This is a genomic window from Desulfoferula mesophila (assembly GCF_037076455.1).
Lineage (GTDB): Bacteria > Desulfobacterota > Desulfarculia > Desulfarculales > Desulfarculaceae > Desulfoferula > Desulfoferula mesophila.
Map to the genome: position 1 here is coordinate 255,499 of NZ_AP028679.1, position 25,531 is coordinate 281,029.

Sequence of the window (25,531 nt, forward strand, 5' to 3'; positions counted from 1 at the left end):
GACTCTGACTACAAACAGTACCTGACGTTTAATATGATTGCCGGCTCAATTCCCGCTCTCGAGGTCCTTGGCCAGAATCAGTTGTACGCCAGCCTCCTCGAGCAAGGTCGTCGCGGTGCCTTCCTTTATCTCCGCCACCACCACTTGGTCGGGTTTCATCTCCAACAGCCAGCGCCCCACCAACAGACCGCGCTTACGCTCCTGGTTCCAGTTTGGGTTTTCCAGATATTGCCGGCTGACGACCTTCCGGCTTTCCCGGTCGATCACATCCAGCCGGAACCAGGGGGCGCGGGCCAGATGCCCTTCCATGTCTCCCTCGGGTCCCTTTACCGGCGTGAACTGGCGGATCTGGCTGGACTGATGGGTGCGGGGCATGACCCGCGCCGAGACCACCTGGGGAAAGCGGCGGCGAATATCCGCCTCCAGCCGGGCGGCGATGCGCTCGGCCAGTTGCAGGGAAGAAGTGCGCAGCACCACGTCCAGGTCCACCAGGAAACGGCCGCCCGCCGTGCGGCTGAAGCACCTGGAAACCTCCTCCACGCTGGGATGGGATTCCACCTCCTTGATGATGCGGCGCTCCGACTCGCGGTCGATGGCTTGATCCAAAAGGTCGCGAAGGGCTCGCCACATGAGCTGACCTCCGGACCAAAAGACGAACAACGCCACCACTCCGGCCGCCCAACGGTCCAGGTCGAGGCCGAAGTGGGCGCCAACCAGCCCGGCGACCACCGCTACCGTGGACATACCGTCCACCAAATAATCCCGGCCGTCGGCGACCAGGGCCACTGAATGCAACTGGCGGCCGGCCCGGACTTGGTAAAGGCCGAAACCTACGGTGACCACCAAAGACAAAAGGGCCGCCGGCAGGGCCAAGTCCACCACCGGTAGTGGCTTGGCTCCCATTAGGGCGTTGCGCCCGATCTCGTAACCGGCCAGGATAATGGCCACCGCGGTGATCAGGGTGGCCACGCTCTCAGCTTTGTACAGGCCATAGGGAAAGGAGGGATGGCGCCGGCCGGCCAGCCAAAGACCGGCATAGGCCGCCCCCGAGCCCACCACGTCGGTGGCCGAGTGCACCGCGTCACCCAGCAGAGCTGCCGATCCGGACAACACCCCGGCCACGCCCTTGAGCAGGGCCAGAGACAGGTTGAGGATTATGGAAAAACCCGCCCGGCCCCGCGCCCTCTTGATCTCCTCCGAGGCGGTGAGCGTTTGATCGCCCCCTTTGCCCGGAGTGGTCCCGATTTGTTTTTCTTGCGGGTTCACCGCCGCCCTCGTCTCACTTCATCCAAACAAACGGCCATTCCCGGCTACGAATGCCGCCCGGTAACTTAGTCGCAATTTCGCGTGACACTGGTGATGATTAATTTTCGCACAGACGGTTGACGCCCCCCAAACACTAGCGTTACGCTGGGCGGCTTGCCTATGGCGGTTTGTTATGCCGCTCTTACGGCCAAATTGGCGTTACTGATTTTTTTGATCTATCTTTGAAATAGCTGGATGGTTCCTGGAAAGCAGTCGCTGGGCCGATTGTTCCGAAGGGTAACGATCGTATGGTTTAGAGCAAAGATGCGCTTGGCCATGGGCGATTCAATTCTAACTTATTACCTATTGGGAGGATTAGGATTTTAGGCCGCTTTCTGATGGATCGTTTGCAAAACAAAGCAATAGACTGCACAAAGTGACAATGTTGTAATAATAAACAGTAGATATAATCAAAATCGAGTAACGTCATGACCAAGAACGTCTTAAAAAATCGGGCTACTTTTGATAGTTCCCTCCTTATCGGCGGCATGATCGAAGCGCTTCATGGCGTGCTGATTGTGGTTGACCGTAATCATCGAGTTCATTTGAGCAATTTGCATGGCCGTGAAGCTGAGCCGAATTACTCAGGCAATGATCTTCAGCTATGCTACAGGATACTTCGCAATCGCAGCAGCCCATGCCGTCCCTGTCATGTCGAAGAAGTCTTCCGCACAGGTCATCCAATGCAAGTAGAACATCAACATCCGCAAACCGGTCGCATAGAAGATATCCAGGTCAACCCAATAAAGGACCGACAAGGCCGAGTTATCGTGGCCGTAGAGCATATAGTGGATGTTACCGACCGCAGGCGGGCAGAAAGCGCTCTTAAAAGAACATCGGAAATCAATGCGGCGCTCTCTTGGCTGGGGGGAGAGCTTCTAAGTTGTTCCGATCGCTATGAGGTCAGCAGGGCGGTATTGAGTTGCGCTCTGGAAGTCACCGATAGCACGAAGGGATTTATAGGGGTCGCTCGAGACAGTAAGGCAGGCCTACCGGAAATAACTTTCAGCACATGGGGTGGCCTAGAAAAACAAGGCTCGATTGATGCCACGCACCCAAGCGGTTATATGAAAAGTCTTTGGAGTCAGTTGCAAAGCAATCTCATGCCGTTGCTTATCAACGAATACTCAGGTGATTCACTCCTAAATGGCTTAAACACGAAACTCAAAGGCTTGGAGCGCCTACTTTGCATTCCGGCGGTTATTCAAAACAAACTAGTTGGTCTGGTGGCGGTGGCAAACGCGGATCGTCGGTACGGTGATCATGATCTAGAATTGATTAAGCGTGTAGTGGCCATGTTCTCCATGGCCATACGCCACCTGCAGGATGATGAACAACTATTGACGCAGCAGTGCCGATTGCGAGACTTGGCTGCACAACTTAGTGTGGCCGAGGAGCAGAAAGGAAGAGCGATTGCTGAGGAACTCCACGACAGCGTGGGGCAGTATCTCTCCATGGCAAGCCAAAGACTCAAAATGCTAAGGGTGGATCAGCCTCCTCCCGCGGCAACCCTAGACCAAAGCATTGACCTCATAGATCGGGCTATCAATAAGACCCGTTTGCTCACTGTGCAGCTGAATCCGCCCGTGCTCTACCTGCTGGGGCTGGAGGCCGCTATGGAGTGGCTAACCGAGAACAGTCAAGAATCTTTGGGCCTAGAAATAGAAGTGCATGATGATGGCCGGGAAAAGCCGCTCAGCGATAGTGTTAAAGCTTTTGTATTTCGGGCCATTATTGAGCTTTTGCGTAATGTGGTGAAACACAGTGGGACACAGAAGGCAGAAGTACACTTGGCCAGTAAGGGTGATCGCTTGGCGATAACGGTAAAGGACCGAGGCCGTGGCTTCAACATTGAGGCCGGGTTGCCGTTTGATGGCTCTAGCTTTGGCCTATTCAGCATCGAACAACGTATAATATCTTTTGGCGGCAGCTTTCAGGTTCATTCCAATCTCGGCGCGGGAACCAAAGCCGTGATGTTGGTCCCTTTGGCCGGGGCAAAATCGGAAAACGGGTAATGTCCATAAAGGTCTTACTTGCCGATGACCATAAGATGACCCGCGAAGGTCTGCGTAGCCTTCTGCAAGATTTGACTGATGTCGAGGTGGTGGCCGAGGCCCAAACAGGACTGGAAACCATACGACTGGCTAAGCTTCACCTACCTGACATGGTAATTATGGACGTGGCGATGCCGGAGCTTAATGGCATAGAGGCCACACGCCGAGTACTTAATGAGTGTCCGGGTGTGAAGGTGATTGGCCTTTCAATGCACTCGGAACGTCAATTGGTTCTTCGCATGCTGCGCACGGGCGCATCTGCATACCTTCTCAAGAATTGCGGGTTCCATGAACTCGCAGAGGCCATACGCATCGTACACCGGGGTGGCACCTATCTAACTCCGGCCATCTCCAATGTCCTGCTTGAGGAAATAACATCCATAGACCAGGGGGGAAATGACGCCGAATCCAACGGCCTGACCCCCCGAGAAAGGGAGGTCCTGCAACTTATCGCTGAAGCCAAGACTTCCAAGGAAATAGCCGATCACCTTAACATCAGCGAGAAGACGGTGCATTCACACCGCAAGAAAATCATGGCAAAATTAAAGGCCAAAAACATTGCTGAACTCACCAGAATCGCTATCCGCAACGGCATCAGTTCCTTGGAATAGTAAGGCCCTTTATTGGTCCTAGCATCTTACGCCCCACCTTTTGAAACGCACCTGCCATAACACGCTAGCCCATCCTCGTTGAGTCCGGTGACACTGCGTTTTCAATCCGATTCAGGGTATCGCCACACTGCCTGAGTCCACGGACTAGCCTAAAACTACCCCTCTAATTACCACTTTTATCCCTTAAATTTGGTCATTAAAGGCGATTTAACCCTATACCTGTTTTTTGTAGCCTGTTAGCGAGAGGTAAAGAACTTGCGACAGAGATGATGATATTCAGCCCCTAGGTTGGGGAAGCTCTTGGCATTTCCAGGAACATTGAGGGAAAGGAGTTCCGAAATGAAAGAACCTGATTTTCGGCAACTTACCTGTACTTTTTGCGGGTATACGTCGACTGGTAAATTCATCGGCGACATATGCCCTCAGTGTGGATTGACCTATTTCAAATGCAACAAATGCGGATATCTGATCACCGCCGCAATTCCACCAACTACCTGCCCTCACTGTGGCGAAAAGTGTGAATTCAAGAACGTAACCTGCTACACCCCGGAGTGTGGCGGTTCCGGCCATGTGGACAATCGTCTTTGATCAGCATGCATAGCATGACTTCGTGGTCATTTTTGCTAAAGGATTCACTATGACCCAGGCAAGAAACCAAGTTGGCCACCGCACTGTTAATCAGTTTGCTTCAAGTAATAGAGGTAAAAAGGGTGGCTGTGTGGGATTTGCCGCTGCTCCCAGTGGATACTGTCTATGTCCAATTTGTGGACAGACACTTACACACTACATCGGCGTACCCTGCTATCAGAAAAAATGTCCTAAATGCGGCACTCCCATGACCCGTGGTTAGCCAAGGGTTGGCTCCCAACGCAAACAGGGAGAAAGCCAAATGAAATTATTTGTGGCTTACATCGTAAAAGGACTTCGCGCCAAAGTGGTCATCGGCGTGGCCCTGGCATTTGTGGCAATAATCGTGGTTCCACTATTATCCGGCAATATTCCGGCTACTCCCCGGTGCCTGGCCTTGGCTGCCACGGCGGATCAAGAGACGAGGGCCATAGAGCTATTGGACAAGGGCGAGTTTGCCGCCTCCTCCGGCCGTTTTACGGAGGCTGCACATTTCTGGAATCTTGCCCTTCAAATCATACCGGATTGGCAACCGGCCCTGGGGCGCCTCGCGCAGTTGCCCCAACGTAGGGCGTGCTATGACGCGGAACAGGCGGCCAGGGCTCGGCAGTCTCGTGCCCGCCTTGCCTTCGTGGAAGGGGTTAATTTTTTCAACGCAGAAGATTACCAGGAAGCGGCAAGGCTTTTTCAAGCATGCCTCGAAGTTTTTCCCGAAGATGAGCTTGTCCTACATCATCTGCAAGCCTGCCAGAACATGTTGAGAGAGCTGAAAGAGGGATCACTTCAGGTTAAGAGCGATCCACGGGGCCAGGTTTACCTGGACGGACAACTGCGTGGCATGACTCCTATAATCATAGAGGGGATAACTATTGGCAGACATTTGGTTTCGGTTTCATCGTGCGGTGCTAGTGCTCGCCGCGAGTTGGATGTCAAGCCGCGCACTCTGTCCACCGTAAGCTTTTTCATAACTGGCGGGACTCTAGAAGTGACCTGCCAGCCGGCGGCCGACATTTTTTTCGACGGCTCCTACCTGGGCACCACACCGCTACGTGTGATCGGCTTGCCGGTAGGCGATCACACCTTGCAGGCCCACCGAAGTGGATTAGCTTCCAAGACTCTTAGCGTGAGCCTGCGTGGGGATTCTGTGAACTTTTTGAAGCTTAAATTGGGGACAGGCGCAAAAGGAGAATGATCATGATCAGGCAATTCTCCGGCGAGGAAACTGGAACGCAAGGCGACATGGAGCGGCTGCAGCGTAGAGAGCGCTTGGAGCACAACCTTGCTGATATCGGAATGACCATCATGGTCTTAAGTGGCAAGGGCGGTGTGGGTAAATCCACCATAGCCGCCAATCTAGCCCTGGGTCTCGCCGCGAATGGCTATCGTGTGGGGTTGTTGGATATGGACATCCACGGCCCTTCCATACCTCGCATATTGGGGATTCAAGGGCATAGCGAGGGTACCGCAGAAGGCCACATGATCATGCCCTTGGATTACAATCCCAACCTGAAGGTCATGAGCATAGAAACAATGTTGCGCGACCGCGACGCCTCGCTCATTTGGCGTGGCCCCATGAAAATCAGGGCCATAAAGCAGTTCCTGGCTGATGTTCTATGGGGAAAACTGGATTATCTGGTGATCGATTCGCCTCCTGGTACTGGCGATGAGCCCCTGACGATTGCCCAGACCATAGAGGGCGCCACCGCCTTGATCGTCACCACACCCCAGGAACTCGCCTTGGCCGATGTGCGAAAGGCCATAGATTTTTGCCACCGCCTGGATATGCCCATTCTGGGCTTAGTTGAAAATTTCTCGAGTCAGATCTGCCCTCACTGCGGCAAGCCAATAAAAGTGTTTGGACAAGGCGGAGGCAAAATAACTGCCAAACGTTACGGACTGCGCTTTTTGGGTGAGATTCCCTGGGACGACCGACTCCTGGCCGCAGAGGACGCTGGCTTGCCCATGGAGGCGGAGAACGATGAGAAAGGGGCCATGCCGGCGCTGCATGCCCTTACGCAACAAATTATCAAGGATCGCTTCAAGAGCAAGCCTGAATGGCTGAACCATCGCGTTTGGGTGGGGATTTGACGAGAAAGGGGCCATGTCTAGATTTGACGTGAGTCGGCGATTACTGGCAAGAAGGCAGAGGTAAGATTTGGCTTCTATAGCGGAAAAAGGCGGCGGTGTCTTCGAAGGCATCAAGCTGCTTTTGTGTGAAAATCCGCTGCCACCCTTGGCCGAAGCGGTGGTGGCCGCACAGGCCGAAACGCCACGAAGCAACTACTACACAGAGCCCTTTTCCGCACCCCTGCGCGATTTTATCGCCGAGAGCGTCAATGTGCCCCCGCGGTTGGTACACATCAATGCCGGCTCCGAGCTTATCCTGCGCCAGATCTTTCAACGCATTGGTCAGAGGGTTCACCTTCTTACCCCGACCTATCCCCTTTTCCCCGAGATTGCTGGGCAGTACAGTGAAACCCGCCTGCGGCCGGAAAAGGATTTCGTCTTCGATTTGGATGACCTTCTGATCCCTGATGGCACCACTTTGGTGGTGATCGTCAACCCTAACAATCCCAATGGAGGCGTCTACGATATGTCCCCTCTGGCGGGCTTGTTGGCCCGGCACCGGCAGACATACTTCTTGGTGGACGAGGCCTTCATCGGATTGGCTGGGGAGTCCGTAGCCCATCTGGTTCCGAAGCATTCAAATCTTCTGGTTACGCGAACCTTGTCCAAGGCACATAGTCTGGCCGGTTTCAGGGTAGGCTATGCCATTCTTCCGCAAGATTGGGCCGAAGACCTCAACACCCACAACGATGCCTATCCTTTGGCGCGCCCAAGCCAGGCAGCGGCGCTGGCCACCCTGCAGCATGAAGACAAAATACTGCAGCGGGCTGTAAAGCTGCGCGGATGGACCGAGGATCTGGCTACTCAAATACGTTCCCTGGGAGTGCGGGCCTTCGCCTCCCAGACCTACTTTTTTCTGGCCGACTTCACTCCTCACCGGGCCGATGACATAGCCCAAAGGCTGCGGGAGCGCGGCATCTACATCAAACCCTTAAACGACCCTGCTTTGGGTAGTGGTTTTATGCGGGTTACCACCGCATTACCCGAAGACAACGCACGGGTGGTTCTGGCCCTGCGCGAGGTGCTTTGATCATGCCCCGGTCAGCCCCATTTCAGCAGCACCACCGGCGCTACGACGACTGGTTTGAGCACCACGCAGCTGCCTATTACTCCGAGTTGCTGGCCGTCCGCGCCTTGTTGCCCTGGCATGGCCGGGGTCTGTCCATCGGAGTCGGCACCAGACGTTTCGCCGCCCCTCTGGGTGTGCGGCTGGGCATCGACCCTGCCCGCGCCATGTTGTCCTATGCGGCCAGACGTGGCGTCATCGTGGTACAGGGGGTGGCCGAAACCCTTCCCTTTGCCGACGCCAGCTTCGACTACATACTGAGTGTCACCACCATTTGTTTTGTAGAAGATGCCAGAGCCATGATGGCGGAGGCTCATCGCGTCCTTAAGAGGGACGGGAAGTTGGTGATCGGATTCATAGACCGCGGCAGCACCCTAGGCCGCGAATACCTGGAGCATCAGAACAAGAATGCCTTCTACCGCGAGGCGAGTTTCTTCTCGGTCGATGAAGTGGAACAACTGCTGTTCGCCACGGGCTTCAACAAAATGCTATGGGTGCAAACCCTGGTCGGGTGTCTGAGTGAGGTTTACGCCATAGAGCCCCTGCGTGAGGGCCACGGAGAAGCTGCCTTTGTTGTGGTGAGGGCTAGTTGTTTTTAAAAGCCGCGTCAAAAGGGAAGCCCAAAATGACCGAGCAGGGCTTTAAAACAGGAAGGTGAAAGGAGAGAGCAATGGACTTTGCGGCAGTCATTAAGTCAGGCGATGACGAGGGTAAGGAAAAGCACGTTCCCTATATCTCCCTGGACAAAGGCCACAAGGAGGGAAGAGACATAGTGCGAGTGGTGGTGGGGCACGAAGTGGAACATCCCAATACCCTGGAGCACCATATCGCCTGGATTGAACTTTACGGAGTCAAGAAAAGCAATGGACAGGTGCTTAACCTGGGACGCGCGACGTGGGCCCCGGTTTACTCCAATCCCAACGTCCGCTTCCATATCAACCAGATCGACGAATTCAAGGCCTTTCACGCGTTAGCCTACTGCAATATCCATGGGCTTTGGGGCAACTCGCTGGAAAGGTAGGTTCTAAGAGAGCGCGGGTGATCCCATGCGGTGAGGCGTAGGCGCACCGACTGAGCTACGGTTTTTACTGGGGTTTCATCGAGAAATCGCTGCAAAAAATAGGTTGTGAAGTTTTTGAATGCTAACGGGGTGAGCCACGGGACTTACCAGAAGCGTTAGAAGGTCTGCCAAAGAAAAAGTGCAGATCTGCCGCATAGTTGGCTTAACTCTTCATAGCTTATTCAAACCCAAAATTGGGAGGCGAGGAGAAGTGACCATGGTTGCCAACCAAGTACATAATCCGCCCATCCGCGTAGCCGATCTGATTGCATTCAAAAAGCAGGGAAAGAATGTCACTTGCGATATTGAGTTCGGTATCCACCAGGTTGAGTTCCGCGATCGGGATGCTCCCTATGACGCCTACCTTTTCTTCTGCTATTTCTCGGGCAAGATCGACGGCCAAGACTACAAGTTCCGCAAGTGCTACGCCAGAGGCTGCCCTAACAACCTTTGCCCACATGTAGCTCAGGCGGTAATGATTGCCAACCGCTATCTACAGCGGGATCAGGCGGCCTTGGCCCAGGCCGGCATCCAGGTGCCGGAACTGCTCTTTTCCCTGCCCGAGATGATGGTGAGTTTCCAAAATGCGGCCCAGGCCCAAGTGAAAGGAGAAGACCTAGACCATTTCCTGGCCCTGGCTAAGGAGGGAGAGAAGGTGGCCATCCAAGTGGAGCCGGAGTTCATGCCCGCCCATGAAAATTTCGAGGGGCGGAAAGAGGCTCAGGTCTTTTTGATAGCCAATTTCTCCATCTCACACCAGGGGTGCACCAGCGATCTGCAGCGCTGTTTCAGTTGTTTTCCGGTCCAGGAGGAGGGGGCCAAGAAGCCTTTGGCCCTCAGCCTTGCCCGGCAGAGGATGAGCGAGCTTTATCAGCAGTTCGAACGGTCCGGGGTTGATTACCATCCCCTTTTCTTAGATTGAACCAGACCATCTGAAAACTGTTTATTGTTCACCTAGCTTGATAAACAAGAAAAATCCCCTTTCTTATGCGGTGAATTGTGCAATCTTAACTACGTGTGTTGCTGAGAGAAATGAGAAACCATCAAAATTATTTTTTAGAAGGACGATGCCATGGATTCTTAGCCTCAGTCCTCGGCTGACCTTGACCCCCTGGCACCCATGGCCAGTTTAAGCAGTGTCCAGATGGTGAGCGACGACAATGTCACCATGCTAGAAGACAAGGCCTTGGATGTCATTGGTTGTGTGTTCCTATGTGGATTGGGTTCCCAGCAAGTTATAAATCCGGGGGACCACCTCTCAACTCCCGGCATTACAACATAACACTGCGGCATTTTCCTGCAGTTAACTCAGGACCGCCGTATAGGGATAGGTTTTAAAAACTGGCCGCACCTGGAAGGAGACAGATTTGGTGGATTCGCTCCGCCAATTTGGCTGATTTTTAGGTTGATGAAAAGGTCACAGATTCGCCCCCTTTCCGGTTCTTTCTTTGGTTCGGCAAGGTAGCTTCTTCTGGAGAATATACCCATCGGACTACCTTAAAATAACCCTTATAATTACCACTCTTCTCCCTGAAATTTGGTCATTTAAGATGATTTCCTTCTTTACTCGGCTTTCATAAAGTGGAAATAGGTGGAAAGGTACTTAACGACTGAGATGATTATATTCGGCTCCCAAGTTTGGCAATGCTCTCGGCACGCTTATGAACATTAAGTGAAAGGAGCACCGAAATGAAAGAATCGGATTATCGGGAACGAGTTTGCGCTCTTTGTGGGTACACGCCGAAAGACAAGTCGAGCGGAGATGTATGTCCGCAGTGTGGGTTGCGCTATTTCAAATGTAGCCACTGTGGCTTTATGATCCCCGCTGCTGCTCCACCGGCAGTCTGCCCAGAGTGCGGTGAACGAATCTGTGCTCTTTGTGGAAACTCGCCCAAAGACAAATTCAACGGAGCTATATGCCCACAGTGTGGGTTGAGCTATTTCAAATGTGGGCGTTGCGGGTTTATGATCACCGCTGCCGTTCCACCAACAGTTTGCCCTGAATGCGGTGGGAAGTGCGAATTCAAGGATGTGACCTGCTACACGCCAGAGTTCGGAGGCCCTGGAATGGTTGATACTCGCCTTTAATTGTGGAAACTATGAGAATACGGCTTTCGCTGTTGATCTTACGCCGGCGGGAATTATCAAGCGTCTGGATCTGGGACGGTCCATATACCAGAGAACTGCTGGATACTAAATACTACGGCAGGCCTGGCTTCACCTGGGAAGAGACCGAGTTAGTGGGTTAACTACGCCAAATGGGCTGATTTTGAGGTTGACGAAAGCTTATTGATTCACCCCCCTTGTCGAGAACGCGTTTCGGCTCGGCGAGGGGGTTTTGTGAGGGGTTTGGCCCAGACAAAACCAAGACACATATGGGGCAGGTTGAAAGAACACTTAATCCCTGCAAAGTAGCTTAATAAACTGTAATTACGAGTAATATAAGTTTAAATGATGGGTATTGGTTGAGGGCGGTGAGATGATTATGAGCCCTTTAATGGCTGATTGCGCCGCACGCCCTAAAGGTTGAATTTGGCCTCGGGTGTCTACTGCGGGTTGGGGGTGTCAACCACGCGCAACAGGCTTCGTTGAATGATATTCAACCAACCGCAATCCTCACAGCAGTTCATGTAGTAGGGCGACTTCGACCCCATCTTCAGGTCACATATTAGGATGTGCATGGGGATGGTTGCCAAGGTCAGCCCGAAGTGCGGGCAAAGCTAGTTAATCGGGTACTAACCTGATTGTACGTCCTGCCAAACTTTGGACGTAAAATTGGACGTAAAGAGCGATGCAGTAAGGTGCATTTTGGTGCAAAAAGCTGCAGCATGGTGCAGCTAAGTGCCTGAAATTAGGCGAAGTGCGCATTATTAGATGGATTCGTAATCAGCAGGTCGTTGGTTCAATTCCTACCGCCGGCTCCAATGATATCAAGCGGTTACGGTGATAAGCCGTAGCCGCTTTTTTGTGCTGGGAAGCATATGGGAAGCTCACGGTCTCCAGTGGAAGTGAGTTATCGGAACAAACACTTTGAAGCGAGGTTTTGGAGCGCACCTTATATTCTGATTGACAGTATTCAAATTTTATACTAAAAGTATACAATCTGGAGTAAGGAAATGGGCGGCTTCGGTAAAAGTAAGGAGTCCCTGGATCATCGCATTCAGGAAGCCATCATTGCGGGGGTGTTGGAACCCGGCCAGTCGGTGACCGAGGCCTGGCTTTGCGATTACCTGAAGGTTAGTCGCACACCAGTCAGGGAGGCTTTGATCCGGTTGGAGTCAGCGGGACTGGTCAAGATTGTAAAGAACAAAGGGGCTTTCATCCGCGAGATCACTCCTCTGGACATTAGCGAGATTTTCGAATTGCGTATCCTGCTGGAAAGCCACGCGGCCAGGGTGTGCATCGACTTCATGGACCAGGACGAACTGCACCGCCTGGCTCAAGAGTTCAAACAGGTCGTCCAGGATGGCAAGTCAGACTCTGAAAAGACCGCCATGGGTTACAAGTTGCACCAGTTCATCATGGAGTCTACCGGCAACCGCCGCCTCAAGTCCCTGGTGGGAATACTCAACACCCAGATCGTGTGGGTCCGCTCTTTCGCCACCATGGTTCCGGGCCGGGTGGACCGTTCCTTCCAAGAGCACCTGGAGTTGATACAAGCCTTAGTGGACAAGGACGGCGAACGGGCGGGCAAAGCCATGGAGGCCCACCTCACCCGCACCCGCGACGAGATGCTGGATCCGGCCCACATGCGCATATACCAAAGGATGCTCAAATAACCGACTACCTGATTTCTTTGGATACTCGGAGTTCGCATGAGCAGAATCCAAAACCTCAATGATCTCTTGCGTAATGGCCGCGGCCAAACCCGAGCCGTGGCCCTATCGTGCCTGGACGCCGCCCTGGATGCAGCCGACACCTATAAGGGAACCAAGAGAGTGGTCCACCGCCAAGGCGACCGGCTCACGGTGGGGGACCAAACTTTCGATCTAGCCGACCTGGGCGACATCTATGTGGTAGGGGCGGGCAAGGGCAGCTATCCCATCGCCCAAGCTCTGGACGAAATTCTTGGCGACGACATCAAGCAGGGTTTCGTCATGGTCAAAGAGACCGGCCGGCCGGCCCTCGAGCACATAGAGGTCATCGTCTCCGGTCACCCAGTCCCCAACCCGGCCAGCCTGGAGGGTGGGCTTCTCCTTGAAAAGCTGGCCGTCGGCCTCGGCCCCAACGACCTGGTTTTCGCGGCCATGACCGGGGGCTGTTCGGCTCTGATGGCCTTGCCGGTGCCCGGAGTGACCCTGGAGGACAAGATCGCGGTCAACCGCCTGCTCTTGCGCACCGGGGCCCGCATCGGAGAAATGAATGCAGTGCGCAAGCACCTGTCCCTGCTCAAGGGCGGCGGCCTGATCAAGCTACTGCAACCGGCCACTGTGGTCACCCTGACTCAGGACACCGCGCCCGACTCCCTGCCCTGGCCCGATCCCTCGCTTCCCGACCCCTCCACCTTCGCCGATGCCATGTCCATGCTCAAGTACTACGAGATTTGGGATCAAATGCCCCAGAGCGTTCGCGACCACCTTGAAAAAGGCCTGACCGATCCCGGCCTGGAGACACCCAAGAGCTTTGAGGGTTGGCGCACCTACATGTACGACACCGGCAACCAGCGGGACGCCTGCCTGGCCGCGGTGGCCAAGGCCCGGGAAATGGGCTACCAGGGGGCGGTGCTTTCCACCAAGTTGGAGGGCGAGTCGCGCGAGTTGGGCATTATGCTGGCAGGTATCGCCAAGGAGATACAGCTTTACGGCCGGCCCTTCACCGCGCCCTTCGTGCTGGCCAGCGCCGGCGAAAGCACGGTTACCGTGCGCGGCCAAGGCAAGGGCGGTCCAAATATGGAAACAGTGTTGGGCTTCGCCCGTTACATCGAAGGTTATCCCGGAGTGGCACTGGCCTCCATAGACTCCGAAGGTACCGACGGCCCCACCGACTTGGCCGGCGGCCTGGCCGACGACCTGACCCTGGCCCGGTCCCGCGAACTGAGCCTGGATCTCAAAGGCCTGCTCAAGGAAAACGACTCCCTCATCGGCCTGGAGGCCCTGGGGGACGCGGTGATAACCGGCGCCACCGGGACCAACGTGGTCAACCTCAGGGTGCTGGTGGTGGACAAGAGAGAGTGACCGCTATGTTCATGCCGACCATAAAAAAGATCAACGCCCGTGAAATCATCAACGGCCGCGGGGTGCCGGCGGTAGAGGTGGAACTCACCACCGACCGTGGCCTGAGTGTGTGTGCCTCGGCGCCCAGCGGCGTCTCGGTCTCTTCCCACGAAGCGGTGGAGTTGCGCGACGGCGGCGAACGCTATCTGGGCAAGGGGGTGCTGCGGGCGGTGGAGAACGTCGAGCAGGTGATCTCCCCGGCTCTGGCCGGTCTGGATGTCACCGACCAGGCCCTGGTGGATCAGCGCCTGCTGGAGGTGGACGGTACACCTGACAAGTCGCACCTGGGCGGCAACGCCATCACCGCGGTTTCCCTGGCCGCGGCCCGGGCCGGGGCCCAGAGCCTAGGCCTGGAACTGTACCGCTACCTGGGCGGCGTGGGAGCCAAGGGCATTCCAGTGATGTGCCCCAACATGCTTTCCGGCTCGAAAACGGCTGGCAACGAGTTGGACTTCGAGGACTACCTTCTGGTGCCTTATGGATTTGAGTCCATTGAGGAGGCCCTGCGGGCGGGAGTGGAGGTATTTCATCGCCTGCACCGCAATCTGGAGAGTCGCTTCGGCCTCATCGCCCAGATCACCGCCCTGGCTCCGCCTATGCAGACCAGCGAAGAGGCCTTTGACATGATCCTGGAGGCGGTGGAGCAGGCCGGTTACGCCCGGCGCATGGGCTTGGGCATCGACGTGGCCGCAGGCAACTTCTACGACGTGGACAAAGGTCTCTATGCTCTGAGGGCCGGCGACACGGACGCCGACGGCATGATCTCCCTGTACCGCGAACTGACCGACAAATACCCCATCGTCTTCATCGAGGACGGCCTCATGGAGGAGGACTTCGCCGGATTCGCCCGCCTCACCGAGGCGGTGGACTGCCTGGTGGTGGGCGACGACCTTTTCGCCACCAACACCGAGCGCCTGGCCCTGGGCGCGGCCCAGGGGGCGGGCAACGCCATGCTCTGCAAGGTGAACCAGGCCGGCACCGTGAGCGAGGCCATGGCCGCCGCCTCGGCGGCCCAGCGCCTGGGCTACGACGTGGTGGCTTCGGTGCGCTCCGGCGAAACCGACGACCCCGCCCAGGCCGACCTGGCCGTGGCCGTGGGGGCCAGCCTGATGAAGATCGGCTGCCCCCTGCGCGGCGAGATGATCACCAAGTACAACCGCCTTATGAACATTTCCCGCAGGCTGGGCCGCTCGGCGGTGTTCCACGGAGCGGAGTTCGGCTTTTAGCCGCGCCTTGAGGGGAGGGGATCCATGAACGTCAGCATCAACTACCCGGCCCGCGTCCAAAAGCTGCAAACCCTGCTGGCCCGCGAGGGCCTGGACGCCTACGTGGCCTCGCGCTTTTCCAGCCTTTCCTACCTGGCCGGCGTGTTCATCCCCTGGCGCAGCGCGGTGGTGGTCCCCCGCAGCGGCCAGCCCGTGGGCATCTGGTGGGAGCGGGACTACTCCCGCATCGTCCAGGACGGCTGGATGAGCCAAAATATCGCCTGGGGAGCCGATCCTGATTGGCACGAGGCCATCGCCGGGGTCTTGGAAGACCAAGGGGCCGGACAGGGCAGAGTAGCCTTTGAGTTCAGGGCCGCCGGAGGCCGGGTGGCCATGGGCATATTGCACGCCTTTGAATACCAGGAGCTCCTGGCCCGGCTGCCCCAGGTGGAGATGAGCGACGGCTGCCCTCTCCTGGATCAGGTCATGCTGATTAAGGAGAAACAGGAGATAGCCCTATTGCGCCAGGCCGCGGCCATCGCCGACGCCGGCTTCCTGGCAGCCAGGGAGGCCCTGCGCCCCGGAGTCAGCGAGAACCACGTGGCCGGGGTGGCCGAGGCGGCCATGCGCGACCTGGGCAACGAATTCAACTGGTCCCAGAGCGGCGGCACCGAGGTGGGCTCCGGCCACCGCACCGCCTACCTGGGAGGCGTTACCCAGCCCGCCACCCAGAAGATCATCCAGGACGGCGACAACATCATCCTGGATCTGCACCCCATGTACCGCCTGTACATGGCCGACGCCTGCTACAACTTGGTGGTGGGCAAGGCCGGCGCCGAGCAGCGGCGCCTGGCCGGGGTCTGGGAAAAGGCGGTTGAGACGCTGCTGGCCCAGAGCTGTCCGGGGGTGGCCATCTCCGCCGCGGCCAAGGCCGCTTATCAGGTCTTCGAGGAGGCCGGACTGGGCGAGTATGGGCTGCGCGCCTTTGGCCACGGCCTGGGAGTGGACACTCGGGTCACCCCTTCCATCGGGCCGGGCAACGACTCCCTTTTTCAAGAAAACATGGTCATCGCCGCAGGCGCCCACCTCTACGTCCCTGGGGTGGGTGGCATGCGCTTGGAACTGCCGACGCTGATAACCGCTGACGGGGCCGAGCCCCTTTGCCGTTTCGCCCAAGAAGTGCACCTGATTTCAGGTTAGGACGAATCATTCAGGAAGAGAGGTAGAAAGCCATGAAAACCAAATTTGCCCTTATAGTGTTTGCCCTGGTTCTGGGTCTGGTCGGACTGATGCCCACCGGGCAGGCGGCCGCGGCCGTAGAAATCAAGGTCGCCCACGTGAATGCCAAAACCCACCCGGTGGGAGTGGGTCTGGAGCTTTTCAAGACCGAGGTGGAAAAGGCCTCCAAGGGGGCCATAAAAGTCAAGGTCTTCCACTCGGCCGCCCTGGGCGGCGCGGGTGACATCATTCAAGGCGTGCAGCTGGGCAACATCCAGATGGGTACCACCACCTGCGGCGCCATGATCCCCTTCTGCCCCGAGTTCGACATCATGTCCTTGCCGTTCGTGTTCCGCGACGAAGCTCAACTACACAAGGCGATGGACGGCGAGCTGGGCAAAACGTTGGGCGCGGCGGCCCAAAAAAAGGTGGGGATTACCATCATGGGTTTCTCCACCGGCGGCATCCGCCAGATTGAATCGCGCACGAAAATCATGAACGTCTCGGAGATGAAGGGTCTTAAGATCCGCACCATGAACGACCCCGGCATCATCGAGGTGTTCAAGCTCTTCGGGGCCATCCCCACCCCCATCTCCTTCGGCGAGGTCTATACCGCGCTGCAGTCCGGCGTGGTGGATGGATGTGAAACCAGCTTCATCTCCTGGGTCAAGTCCCGCCTTTACGAAGTGGCCAAGTACGGCATCCAGGTCAACTACATGGATACCGGCCGGGTGTTTTTTGCCAACCCCAAGTTCCTGGCCAAGCTTTCGCCCGAAAACCGCAAGATCGTCGTAGACGGCATGACCACCGCGGTCAACAAGATCCGCAACGAGTACATCACCCAGCAGCAGCAGATAGCGGCCAAGGCGACCTCGCTCGGCGGCGTCATCGTGCATCCCGACTTGGAGTCCTTCCGCAAGGCCGCGGCTCCCATTTACGACAAGTTCACCCCCACCCTGGGCAAGGCGTGGCTGCAAAAGATCAGGAACAACTAAAACCACCGAACCACGGCGAGGGGGGGCTCCCCCTCGCCATCCCGGAGACGGATCATGCCCGCCGTGTTATTCAGAATCTCCGCCTTTTTGCAGAAACAGGTCCTGGACACCGTCTGCGTGGCGCTTCTGGCCATGGTCCTGGTGGTGGTCACCTTCCAGGTGCTCAATCGTTTCATGCTGGGCCTGCCCATCGCCTGGACCGAGGAGGCCGCTCGCTACCTGTTCGTTTGGCTTAGCCTCTTGGGGGCGGTGCGCGGGGTGAGGGACAAGGCCCACCTGCAGGTGGACCTGATCGTGCGCATGCTGCCCGCTAGAGTCGAAAAAATTCTGGACCTCCTGGGAGGGATAGTGGTGGCGGTGCTTCTATGGGAAGTGGTTGAGTCAGCCCTCATCCTACTGCCGCTCACCTGGACCAGACGGATAGCCACCATGAACGTACCCATTTTCTACCTGTACGTCGCCACTCCCCTGGCGGCTGGGCTCATGTTTCTGTTTACCCTACGCAACATCATGCAAGACGCGCGCTCCCTCCCGGGGAAGCCCGTTTCGGCCAACCAACCATAAGGATTGCACACTATGGCCGAGTACGCCCTCCTCTCCATGGTCCTGGTGCTGTTTTTGCTGATTTTCATCAAAGTGCCCATCGGCTTCGCCCTGGGGTTCAGTTCCTTACTTTATATTTGGATGAAGGATGTCCCCCTGACCATCCTGGCGCAGTACCTGAACACCTATCTCGACTCATTCACACTCTTGGCCATTCCCCTGTTCATACTCTCCGGAGAGTTCATGAACCGGGGTGGCGTGACCCATCGTCTGATCAGCTTCGCCAACAGCCTGGTGGGGCACATCCCCGGCGGCCTGGCCCACGTAAACGTGGGCACCAGCATCCTCATGGCCGGCATGTCCGGCTCCTCCTCATCCGATGCCGCCACCACCTCCCTGGTGCTGGTGCCCCAGATGGAGCGGGAGGGTTACTCACGAGCCTTCGCGGCGGCCATAACCGCGGCCTCGGCCACCATCGGCCCGGTGATCCCGCCCTCCATCCACGTGGTGCTCATGGGCGGCATCAACGAGATATCCATCGGCCGCCTGTTCATGGGCGGGGTGGTTCCCGGCCTGCTGATGGGCGTGTCCATGATGCTCTACACCATCATGATCTCCAAGAAGCGTCACTTTCCCCGCAATCCGCGGGTGAGTTTCACCGAGTTCGTGACCTCCCTGACGCGGGCCTTCTGGCCCTTGCTGACCCCGGTGATCATCCTGGGCGGCATGATGGTAGGCATCTTCACCCCAACCGAGGCCGCGGCCATCGCCGCCCTTTACACCCTGTTCCTGGGTACGGTGCTCTACCGCAAGATAGGCTGGAAAGACCTGCTCCCCGCTTGTCTCAACACGGTTAAGGTCACCTCCAACATAATGCTCATCGTGGGCTTCGCCGGGGTGTTCGGCTGGATTTTGATCTCCGAGGAGGTGGCGCTGACCTTCACCCAGTGGATTCAGTCCTTCACCGACAACTGGGTCGTGGTGCTGATAATCGTCAACGTTTTGCTGCTGTTCCTGGGATGTTTTCTCAGCACCACCAGCCTCATCGTCATCCTTTCACCCATTCTGTTTCCCATGATTGAAAAGTTCGGCATCGACCCGGTGCATTTCGGGATCATGATGATGCTGAACCTGGAAATAGGCCAGCTTACCCCGCCGGTGGGCATAACCTCTTTCGTGGTCATGGACGTGGCCAAGACCGACATCAAGAGCTTCATGCGGGAGATGATCCCCTTCCTTTACGTGTTGGGAGTGGTACTCCTGCTGACCACCTATGTTCCCCAGGTAGTAACTTTCCTGCCCAACCTAATTTTCGGCGCGTCGGGCAACTAAAATCCGGCGGCGGGCGGCCAAGCGCAACCGCGACCAAGGAGCACCCATGAAGATCACGGACATCAAGGTAACCAACTTCAGCCAGCCGATCCCTCCCATCCTGCGCAAGCGGGTCAAGGGACAGCAGGTCATCAGCCTGGTGCGGGTGGTGGGCGAGGACGGCCTGGAAGGTTATTCCATGGCCCGGGCCAACGGCGGCGTTTCGGGCGACGTGCTGGGCGAGGTCATCACCAAGACCCTCAAGCGGGCGGTGGTGGGCCAGGACATCGGCGACCGGGAAAAAATCTGGCAGCTAATGTGGCGCCAGGTGCAAATCAGCTATATCCCCATCTTCGCCCTGAGCGCGGTGGATGTGGCGGTGTGGGACCTGGCGGGCAAGCAGGCCGGGCTGCCGGTGCGCCACTTGCTGGGCGGCTTTCGCGACCAGATACCGGCCTATGCCAGCAGCGCCTTTCTGGACGAGCCGGAGGAGTACTTGGAAGACGCGCGCATGGCCGTAAGCAACGGTATCAAGCGTTACAAGATTCACCCCTTCCAAGACGCGGCCCGCGACATCGAGCTTTGCCGCGGCCTGCGCGCCGCGTTTGATCCCGAAATGACCTTCATGCTGGACGTGGGCGGCACCTACGACCGGCCCGAGGCCCTGCGGGTGGGCCGGGCGGTGGAGGAGTTGGGGTTCGAGTGGTATGAGGAACCTCTGCCCCACTACGACCTGGAAGGCTACAGGGAACTGAGCCGCGACTTGGACATCCCGGTGATCGGGGCGGAGACGGTGCCTGGGGGGGTTTACTCCACCGCCCTTTACCTGCGGGCCAATGCCATGGACATGGTCCTGTGCGACACCTATTGGCGCGGTGGCATCACCGGCATGATCAAGACCGCCCATCTGTGCGAGGCCATGGGGGTCAAGATAGTTTCGCACCATGGCGGCAGCCCCTTGATGAACCTGGCCAACCTCCAGGTGCTCTGCGCCATGAAAAACGCGGACTACGTGGAACTGTTGGTGCCTGAGGACGAATACATCTACGGCATCAAGTCGCTGAGCCTGGTGGATGAGCAGGGCAACGCCAGGGCCCCGCAGTCCCCCGGCCTAGGGGGCGAGATCGATTGGGACTATATCGGCGACCACACCCTGAGCGAGCTCTAGGGCCGCTGGTCGCGGGGAGAGGCTGCATCCGATGCGCTTGGTGACTTATCGGTGGAATGGACGCCTTTGCTCCGGCATCCTTAGGGAGAAGTCGGTGTGGGAGTTGGGAAAGGCCTACCAGATTTTGGGCTTGAGCTCCCCTGCTCCCTCAGACCTCATGGCCCTGCTGGGGCAGGGGTCTGAGACCCTGGGAGAACTGACGCGGGCGGCCGCGGACCTCCCCGCGGACCAGGCCGTCGTCCTCGATCAGGTGGAACTGCTTGCCCCTCTGCCCAACCCGGGCAAGATAATCGGGGTGGCCCGCAACTACCACGACTGGTTGGCCCAGGCCGGGGCCGCGGTACCGGAAGAGCCCACCCTCTTCGCCAAAACCGCCAATACGGTGGTGGGACCGGGACAGGCCGTGGTGCTCTCTCCGCCAGCCACCGAGGTGAGCTACGAAGCCGAAGTGGGGGTGGTGATGGGCGGGCGAGGCCGCGACATCGACCCCGGCGAGGCCATGTCCCTGGTGGCGGGCTACACCATAGTCAACGACATCAGCGCCATTAACCTGATCAAACAGGACGGCAACATGTTCCGGGGCAAGAACTTGGACAGCTTCTTGCCCATGGGCCCGGCCTTGGTCACGGTCGACGAGGTGCCCGATCCAGGCGATCTGGCAATCACCCTCGCTAAAAACGGTCGGATTTTGCAGGACTCCAGCACTAGCCGGATGGTTATGAAGATTCCCGAACTCATCAGCTACATATCGCGCGGTTTTACTTTGGAGCCTGGCGACGTAATTGCCACGGGCACGCCCGCTGGCACCGCCAGCCTGAACAAACCTCCCACGTACCTCCGTCCCGGTGACGATATGGTCATAACCATCGATGGGCTGGGAGTGTTGAGCAACCCCGTTACCCAAGCCTAAGGCGCAACTAGGAGAAGAGCTTGTGTCTCAGTTAACCGTGATGCTGACCAACCCCATTCACCCCAAGGCCCTGGCCATGCTGGATGCCCGCCATCGGGTGGTAACCAGCCCCGATACCTCGGCCGATACCTTGCGCAAGGTGGCCCAAGAGGCCGACGCTATCCTGGTGCGCACCCTGCTGCCCGGCGACATCCTGGATCATGCCCCCCGGGTGCGGACCATGGTGCGCCATGGGGTAGGTCTGGATTTCATCCCTGTGGACGAGGCCACTAAGCGGGGAGTGCCCGTGGCCAACGTGCCCGGGGCCAACACTCTGGCGGTGGTGGAGCACGTCCTGGGCCTGATGCTGCTCATGGCCCGGCAGTATCACCGCTTGGACCAGCTTACCCGGCAGGGGGATTGGGAGTGCCGCAATCGCCTCACCTCCTTTGAGCTGAAGGGCGAGACACTGGGCATCCTGGGCATGGGCCGCATCGGTTGCGGTCTGGCCACCCTCTGCAATCACGGCTTGGGCATGAAGGTGCTGGGCTATGACCCCTTTGCCAAGGATATGCCCGAGGGGGTGCGGCCGGCCAGCGTGGAGGAGATATTTCAGCAGTCGCGCTTCGTCAGCCTGCATGTGCCTCTGACGGCGGACACCAAGAACTTGGTGGATAATAGGCTGCTGGCCACCATGCGGCCGGAGGCGTATCTCATCAACGCCTGCCGGGGCGCGGTGGTGGTGGAGGAGGACCTGATCCAGGCCCTCAACGATAAGATCATCGCCGGCGCGGCACTCGACGTGTTCAACCAGGAGCCTCTGCCCTCGGACCACCCCTTCATGAAAATACCCAACCTGGTCATCACCCCTCACTCCGCCGCCTTGACCGACGGCAGCATCGTGCGGATGGGCACCGAGTCGGTGGCCGAATTGCTGAGCATCCTGGACCTCCAGAAACCCGTTAACCTAGTCAACCCCGATGCGTGGCCGGCCTATGTGGCCAAGTACGGGAAATGAGCGGGCCGGCTTTTCAGGAATTGCTACTTTGTCCATGGCGCGCAGGCCTGTTACGGATGGGATAATGCGCTAACCATCGGCCCCGAGGCCGTTTCCTTAGGAGAAAGCCATGAAAATCACCGATGTTAAAACCTACCAGCTCTCAGTGAAGGTGGATCAGCCCTTCACGTCCTCGCGCGGTTGGTGGTACGGCATGAAAAGCGCCATGATCATCAAGGTGGAGACCGACGAAGGCCTGGTGGGTTGGGGCGAGGCCTACGGCCCGGCCGCAGTATCCCGGGCGGTGATCGAGTCCCTTTTCAAAAAGCAACTCATCGGCCGGGACCCCTTCGACGTGGAGGTCATCTGGGAGCACCTATACAATCTCATAAAGGATTATGGTCTCAGCGGCATGACCATCTCCGCCCTGAGCGCCGTGGACATCGCCATGTGGGATCTGATGGGCAAGGCCACCGGCAGGCCCATCCACAAGCTTCTGGGTGGCTGCTTCCGCAACCCGGTCACCGCCTACGCCACCGGCTTCTACTTCACCGACCTCGACCGCACCCTGGAGGACGCGGTGGAAGAGGCCCAGAAGTATCTGGCCCAGGGCTTCAAGGCCATGAAGATGAAGATCGGCTTGGGCGACCTGCGCAAGGATCTCAAGCGCATCGAGGCGGTTCGCCAGGCCGTGGGCGACGAGGTGAAGCTCATGGTGGACGCCAACCATTGCTTCACCGTGCCCCAGGCCATAACCATCGGCCGTGAATTGGACAAGATGGGTATCTACTGGTTCGAGGAGCCCATCTCTCCCGAGGATCTGGACGGCTACCAGCAGGTGACCCAGGCCCTGGACCTGGCGGTGGCGGGCGGCGAGAACGAGTTCACCAAATTCGGCTTCAGGGAGATTATCGCCCGCAAGGCCATGGACATCGTGCAGCCGGACGTCTGTGCGGCAGGCGGCATTACCGAGTGCAAGAAGATCGCAGCTATGGCACAGGCCCACTGGGTTGAGTGCGTGCCTCATGCCTGGGGCAGCGCCATCGGTATGGCCGCCACCCTGCATTTCCTGGCCTCCCTGCCCGATTGTCCGCCCTGCCTGTGCCCGGTGCCTCCCTTGTTGGAGTTCGAGCAGACCTTCAACCCCTTCCGCGATGACCTGGCCACAGTGCAAATTACCCATGAGAACGGCCAGGTTGCGGTTCCCGAGGGACCCGGTTTGGGCATCGAGATCAACCAGGAAGTGATCGACAAATACCTGGTCAAAAGCTGATACGTAGTGGGGGCGGTTGGTTACCAATCGCCCCCATTACCTTGTCAGCCGTATGAGTTAATGCCTTGCCCTGTATCCATGCCTAAACGGGTAGCACCACAAATCGACATTTCCGTGTTAATTATGCTTATTATGATGGCCTGATACTCTCTGCGACCATCGACCCGCGCGGCCGATTCTTTAAGGGACTGGAGCAGCTCTCATGTCAAATGAAAACAGAGAACGTTATTTTTTCACAGACAAGAGGGTGTCAGCCGATCCCGTCAGCGGCGAGACTCCGATCAAGCTTAGGTATCACGCCGGCGGCCAGTGGAAGGAATCGGCCACCGACAAGCACATGCCCTGCTACAACCCTTCCACCGGGGCGCTCATTGCCCTGGCGCCGCAATGCACCTCCGCCGAGGTGGAGGAGGCGGTACAGGCGGCGGTCAAGGCCTTCCCGGAGTGGTCCACGACCCCGGTGAGCAAGCGGGTGCAGGTGCTGTTTAAGATGAAGGCCTTGCTGGACGAGCACCTGGAGGAATTGACCGTCCTGTTGGCCAAGGAGATGGGCAAGAAGTACCAGGAGGCCATGGGCGACGTCCTCAAGGTCACCGAGGTGGTGGAGTTCGCCTGCGGGGCCCCGCACCTGATGAAGGGTGAGGCCCTGATGCAGGTTTCCGGCGGCTACGACACCGCTCTATACCGCGATCCGGTCGGGGTGTTCGCGGGCATCCCGCCCTGGAACTTCCCGGCCATGATTCCCCACGGCTGGATGACCCCCATCTGCGTGGCCACCGGCAACTGCATGGTGCTAAAGGCGGCCAGCTTCGTGCCTCAGTCGGCCCTGCGCATCATGGAGCTGTGGCAAGAGGCGGGCATTCCCGACGGCGTGATCAACGTGGTCACCGCCGGGCGCGACCAGGCCGAGCTGCTGCTCCGGCACCCAAACATCAAGGGCATAACCTTCGTGGGCTCCACCAAGGTGGGGCTGCACATCTATTCCACCGCCGCCTCCCACGGCAAGCGGGTGCAGGCCCTATGCGAGGCCAAGAACCACGCCCTGGTGATGCGCGACTGCAAGCTGGAGCGTACCGCCGGGGGGATCATGAACGCCTTTACCGGCTGCGCCGGGCAACGCTGCATGGCCCTGCCGGTAATCGTGGTGGAAAACGACATCGCCGACCAGCTGGTGGCTTTGCTCATCAAAGAAGCTTCGCAGATAAACTTGGGCAAAGCCTGGCTGCCCGAGACGGGCATGGGCCCGGTGGTCAACGAAAGCCACCGACAGTTCGTAACGGGCTGGATCGACAAAGCCGAGCAGGAAGGGGCCACCATCGTGCTGGATGGCCGCGACCCACAGCCCCCCGCAGGCTGCGAGAACGGCTTCTGGGTGGGCCCCACCATCATCGACCACGTGACTGAGGACATGGCATGCGGCCGGGAAGAAATCTTCGGTCCGGTGCTGTGTGTGAAACGGGTGGAGGATTTCGAGGAAGGCATCACCCTGATGAACAACAGCCCCTTTGGCAACGGCTCAGTGATATACACCCAGAACGGCTACTTTGCCCGCCAGTTCGCGCAGCGCACCCAGGCGGGCATGGTAGGGGTGAACGTGGGCATCCCAGTGCCGCTGGGCATCTTCGGATTCACCGGCCACAAGCAATCCTTCTTCGGCGACCTTCATGTCATGGGCCGCGACGGCTTCAACTTCTTCACCGAGAGCAAGTGCGTAACCCAGACCTGGTTCCCAGAAAGCGAAGAGGAGATGGCTTCCTGCAAGGTGGATACCTGGGACGGGACGATTACTTCCCTGCCCAAGGAAAAGTGAATCCCTTCTACCATGCTGTCCGTTTCGAAACCCTTGAGATGGAATGTGGAACTATTTTA

The 25,531-nt window shown here is 57.8% G+C and carries 21 protein-coding genes; 20 read left to right on the top strand and 1 reads right to left on the bottom strand.

Translation table 11 applies throughout. The annotated features are described in order from the left end of the window. Nucleotides 1-45: 45 nt before the first annotated feature. Nucleotides 46-1,266, bottom strand: coding sequence for a cation diffusion facilitator family transporter (locus tag AACH32_RS01195; RefSeq protein ID WP_338604561.1), 1,221 nt, complete (start codon nucleotides 1,264-1,266; stop codon nucleotides 46-48). A gap of 467 nt (nucleotides 1,267-1,733) precedes the next feature. Here AACH32_RS01195 and AACH32_RS01200 point away from each other — a divergent pair, with 467 nt between their 5' ends. The 20 genes from AACH32_RS01200 (at nucleotide 1,734) to AACH32_RS01295 (ending at nucleotide 25,472) form a co-directional block, all read left to right on the top strand. Beyond that, a complete protein-coding gene (locus tag AACH32_RS01200) occupies nucleotides 1,734-3,320 on the top strand; it encodes an ATP-binding protein (protein ID WP_338604564.1) in 1,587 nt (528 codons plus the stop codon). Then, a complete protein-coding gene (locus AACH32_RS01205) occupies nucleotides 3,320-3,970 on the top strand; it encodes a response regulator transcription factor (protein WP_338604566.1) in 651 nt (216 codons plus the stop codon). The genes AACH32_RS01200 and AACH32_RS01205 overlap by 1 nt, the downstream gene beginning before the upstream one ends. A gap of 889 nt (nucleotides 3,971-4,859) precedes the next feature. After that, nucleotides 4,860-5,789 carry a PEGA domain-containing protein gene (locus tag AACH32_RS01210; RefSeq protein WP_338604569.1) on the top strand — a complete coding sequence of 310 codons (930 nt, stop codon included), beginning with the start codon at nucleotides 4,860-4,862 and terminating at the stop codon, nucleotides 5,787-5,789. A gap of 2 nt (nucleotides 5,790-5,791) precedes the next feature. Further along, nucleotides 5,792-6,685, top strand: coding sequence for an Mrp/NBP35 family ATP-binding protein (locus AACH32_RS01215; protein ID WP_338604572.1), 894 nt, complete (start codon nucleotides 5,792-5,794; stop codon nucleotides 6,683-6,685). 67 nt (nucleotides 6,686-6,752) lie between these two features. Beyond that, complete coding sequence (locus AACH32_RS01220) at nucleotides 6,753-7,754, top strand: pyridoxal phosphate-dependent aminotransferase (protein ID WP_338604575.1); 1,002 nt, start codon at nucleotides 6,753-6,755, stop codon at nucleotides 7,752-7,754. Between the two features lie 2 nt (nucleotides 7,755-7,756). Next, nucleotides 7,757-8,389 (top strand): class I SAM-dependent methyltransferase, encoded by a 633-nt coding sequence (locus tag AACH32_RS01225; RefSeq protein WP_338604578.1) that lies wholly within the window; start codon nucleotides 7,757-7,759, stop codon nucleotides 8,387-8,389. A 71-nt stretch (nucleotides 8,390-8,460) separates the two neighbouring features. After that, entirely contained in the window at nucleotides 8,461-8,811 is a 351-nt protein-coding gene (locus AACH32_RS01230; protein WP_338604581.1) for a desulfoferrodoxin family protein, read from the top strand. A gap of 256 nt (nucleotides 8,812-9,067) precedes the next feature. After that, nucleotides 9,068-9,772 (top strand): hypothetical protein, encoded by a 705-nt coding sequence (locus AACH32_RS01235; protein ID WP_338604584.1) that lies wholly within the window; start codon nucleotides 9,068-9,070, stop codon nucleotides 9,770-9,772. Nucleotides 9,773-11,966: 2,194 nt separating this feature from the next. Continuing rightward, on the top strand, nucleotides 11,967-12,629 hold the full coding sequence (locus AACH32_RS01240) for a GntR family transcriptional regulator (protein ID WP_338604587.1): 663 nt from the start codon (nucleotides 11,967-11,969) through the stop codon (nucleotides 12,627-12,629). Nucleotides 12,630-12,665: 36 nt separating this feature from the next. Continuing rightward, nucleotides 12,666-14,024 (top strand): glycerate kinase type-2 family protein, encoded by a 1,359-nt coding sequence (locus tag AACH32_RS01245; RefSeq protein ID WP_338604590.1) that lies wholly within the window; start codon nucleotides 12,666-12,668, stop codon nucleotides 14,022-14,024. 11 nt (nucleotides 14,025-14,035) lie between these two features. Then, nucleotides 14,036-15,289 (top strand): phosphopyruvate hydratase, encoded by a 1,254-nt coding sequence (gene eno / locus AACH32_RS01250; protein WP_338604593.1) that lies wholly within the window; start codon nucleotides 14,036-14,038, stop codon nucleotides 15,287-15,289. Between the two features lie 24 nt (nucleotides 15,290-15,313). Beyond that, nucleotides 15,314-16,468 (top strand): Xaa-Pro peptidase family protein, encoded by a 1,155-nt coding sequence (locus AACH32_RS01255; protein ID WP_338604595.1) that lies wholly within the window; start codon nucleotides 15,314-15,316, stop codon nucleotides 16,466-16,468. A gap of 32 nt (nucleotides 16,469-16,500) precedes the next feature. After that, nucleotides 16,501-17,481: a TRAP transporter substrate-binding protein gene (locus tag AACH32_RS01260; protein WP_338604597.1), complete on the top strand. Its 981-nt coding sequence runs from the start codon at nucleotides 16,501-16,503 to the stop codon at nucleotides 17,479-17,481. Between the two features lie 54 nt (nucleotides 17,482-17,535). Further along, entirely contained in the window at nucleotides 17,536-18,045 is a 510-nt protein-coding gene (locus AACH32_RS01265; RefSeq protein ID WP_338604600.1) for a TRAP transporter small permease, read from the top strand. Nucleotides 18,046-18,057: 12 nt separating this feature from the next. Continuing rightward, the gene (locus AACH32_RS01270) at nucleotides 18,058-19,356 is read left to right on the top strand and encodes a TRAP transporter large permease (protein WP_338604603.1); all 1,299 of its coding nucleotides are present in this window, start codon (nucleotides 18,058-18,060) and stop codon (nucleotides 19,354-19,356) included. A gap of 46 nt (nucleotides 19,357-19,402) precedes the next feature. Next, nucleotides 19,403-20,503, top strand: a complete 1,101-nt coding sequence (locus AACH32_RS01275; RefSeq protein WP_338604605.1) for an enolase C-terminal domain-like protein — start codon at nucleotides 19,403-19,405, stop codon at nucleotides 20,501-20,503. A 94-nt stretch (nucleotides 20,504-20,597) separates the two neighbouring features. Beyond that, the gene (locus AACH32_RS01280; protein WP_338604607.1) at nucleotides 20,598-21,413 is read left to right on the top strand and encodes a fumarylacetoacetate hydrolase family protein; all 816 of its coding nucleotides are present in this window, start codon (nucleotides 20,598-20,600) and stop codon (nucleotides 21,411-21,413) included. A gap of 22 nt (nucleotides 21,414-21,435) precedes the next feature. After that, nucleotides 21,436-22,410, top strand: coding sequence for a hydroxyacid dehydrogenase (locus AACH32_RS01285; RefSeq protein WP_338604610.1), 975 nt, complete (start codon nucleotides 21,436-21,438; stop codon nucleotides 22,408-22,410). Nucleotides 22,411-22,519: 109 nt separating this feature from the next. Then, complete coding sequence (locus AACH32_RS01290) at nucleotides 22,520-23,662, top strand: mandelate racemase/muconate lactonizing enzyme family protein (RefSeq protein ID WP_338604613.1); 1,143 nt, start codon at nucleotides 22,520-22,522, stop codon at nucleotides 23,660-23,662. A 202-nt stretch (nucleotides 23,663-23,864) separates the two neighbouring features. Next, on the top strand, nucleotides 23,865-25,472 hold the full coding sequence (locus tag AACH32_RS01295) for a CoA-acylating methylmalonate-semialdehyde dehydrogenase (protein ID WP_350341531.1): 1,608 nt from the start codon (nucleotides 23,865-23,867) through the stop codon (nucleotides 25,470-25,472). The last annotated feature ends 59 nt before the right edge of the window (nucleotides 25,473-25,531 follow it).

Bases quoted from the DNA above. Each gene is read 5' to 3' on its own strand.
- AACH32_RS01235 (WP_338604584.1), top strand. From the start codon at position 9,068: ATGGTTGCCAACCAAGTACATAATCCGCCCATCCGCGTAGCCGATCTG.
- AACH32_RS01265 (WP_338604600.1), top strand. From the start codon at position 17,536: ATGCCCGCCGTGTTATTCAGAATCTCCGCCTTTTTGCAGAAACAGGTC.
- AACH32_RS01210 (WP_338604569.1), top strand. From the start codon at position 4,860: ATGAAATTATTTGTGGCTTACATCGTAAAAGGACTTCGCGCCAAAGTG.
- AACH32_RS01205 (WP_338604566.1), top strand. From the start codon at position 3,320: ATGTCCATAAAGGTCTTACTTGCCGATGACCATAAGATGACCCGCGAA.
- AACH32_RS01245 (WP_338604590.1), top strand. From the start codon at position 12,666: ATGAGCAGAATCCAAAACCTCAATGATCTCTTGCGTAATGGCCGCGGC.
- AACH32_RS01295 (WP_350341531.1), top strand. From the start codon at position 23,865: ATGTCAAATGAAAACAGAGAACGTTATTTTTTCACAGACAAGAGGGTG.
- eno (WP_338604593.1), top strand. From the start codon at position 14,036: ATGCCGACCATAAAAAAGATCAACGCCCGTGAAATCATCAACGGCCGC.
- AACH32_RS01255 (WP_338604595.1), top strand. From the start codon at position 15,314: ATGAACGTCAGCATCAACTACCCGGCCCGCGTCCAAAAGCTGCAAACC.
- AACH32_RS01225 (WP_338604578.1), top strand. From the start codon at position 7,757: ATGCCCCGGTCAGCCCCATTTCAGCAGCACCACCGGCGCTACGACGAC.
- AACH32_RS01290 (WP_338604613.1), top strand. From the start codon at position 22,520: ATGAAAATCACCGATGTTAAAACCTACCAGCTCTCAGTGAAGGTGGAT.
- AACH32_RS01200 (WP_338604564.1), top strand. From the start codon at position 1,734: ATGACCAAGAACGTCTTAAAAAATCGGGCTACTTTTGATAGTTCCCTC.
- AACH32_RS01275 (WP_338604605.1), top strand. From the start codon at position 19,403: ATGAAGATCACGGACATCAAGGTAACCAACTTCAGCCAGCCGATCCCT.
- AACH32_RS01260 (WP_338604597.1), top strand. From the start codon at position 16,501: ATGAAAACCAAATTTGCCCTTATAGTGTTTGCCCTGGTTCTGGGTCTG.
- AACH32_RS01230 (WP_338604581.1), top strand. From the start codon at position 8,461: ATGGACTTTGCGGCAGTCATTAAGTCAGGCGATGACGAGGGTAAGGAA.
- AACH32_RS01270 (WP_338604603.1), top strand. From the start codon at position 18,058: ATGGCCGAGTACGCCCTCCTCTCCATGGTCCTGGTGCTGTTTTTGCTG.
- AACH32_RS01215 (WP_338604572.1), top strand. From the start codon at position 5,792: ATGATCAGGCAATTCTCCGGCGAGGAAACTGGAACGCAAGGCGACATG.
- AACH32_RS01240 (WP_338604587.1), top strand. From the start codon at position 11,967: ATGGGCGGCTTCGGTAAAAGTAAGGAGTCCCTGGATCATCGCATTCAG.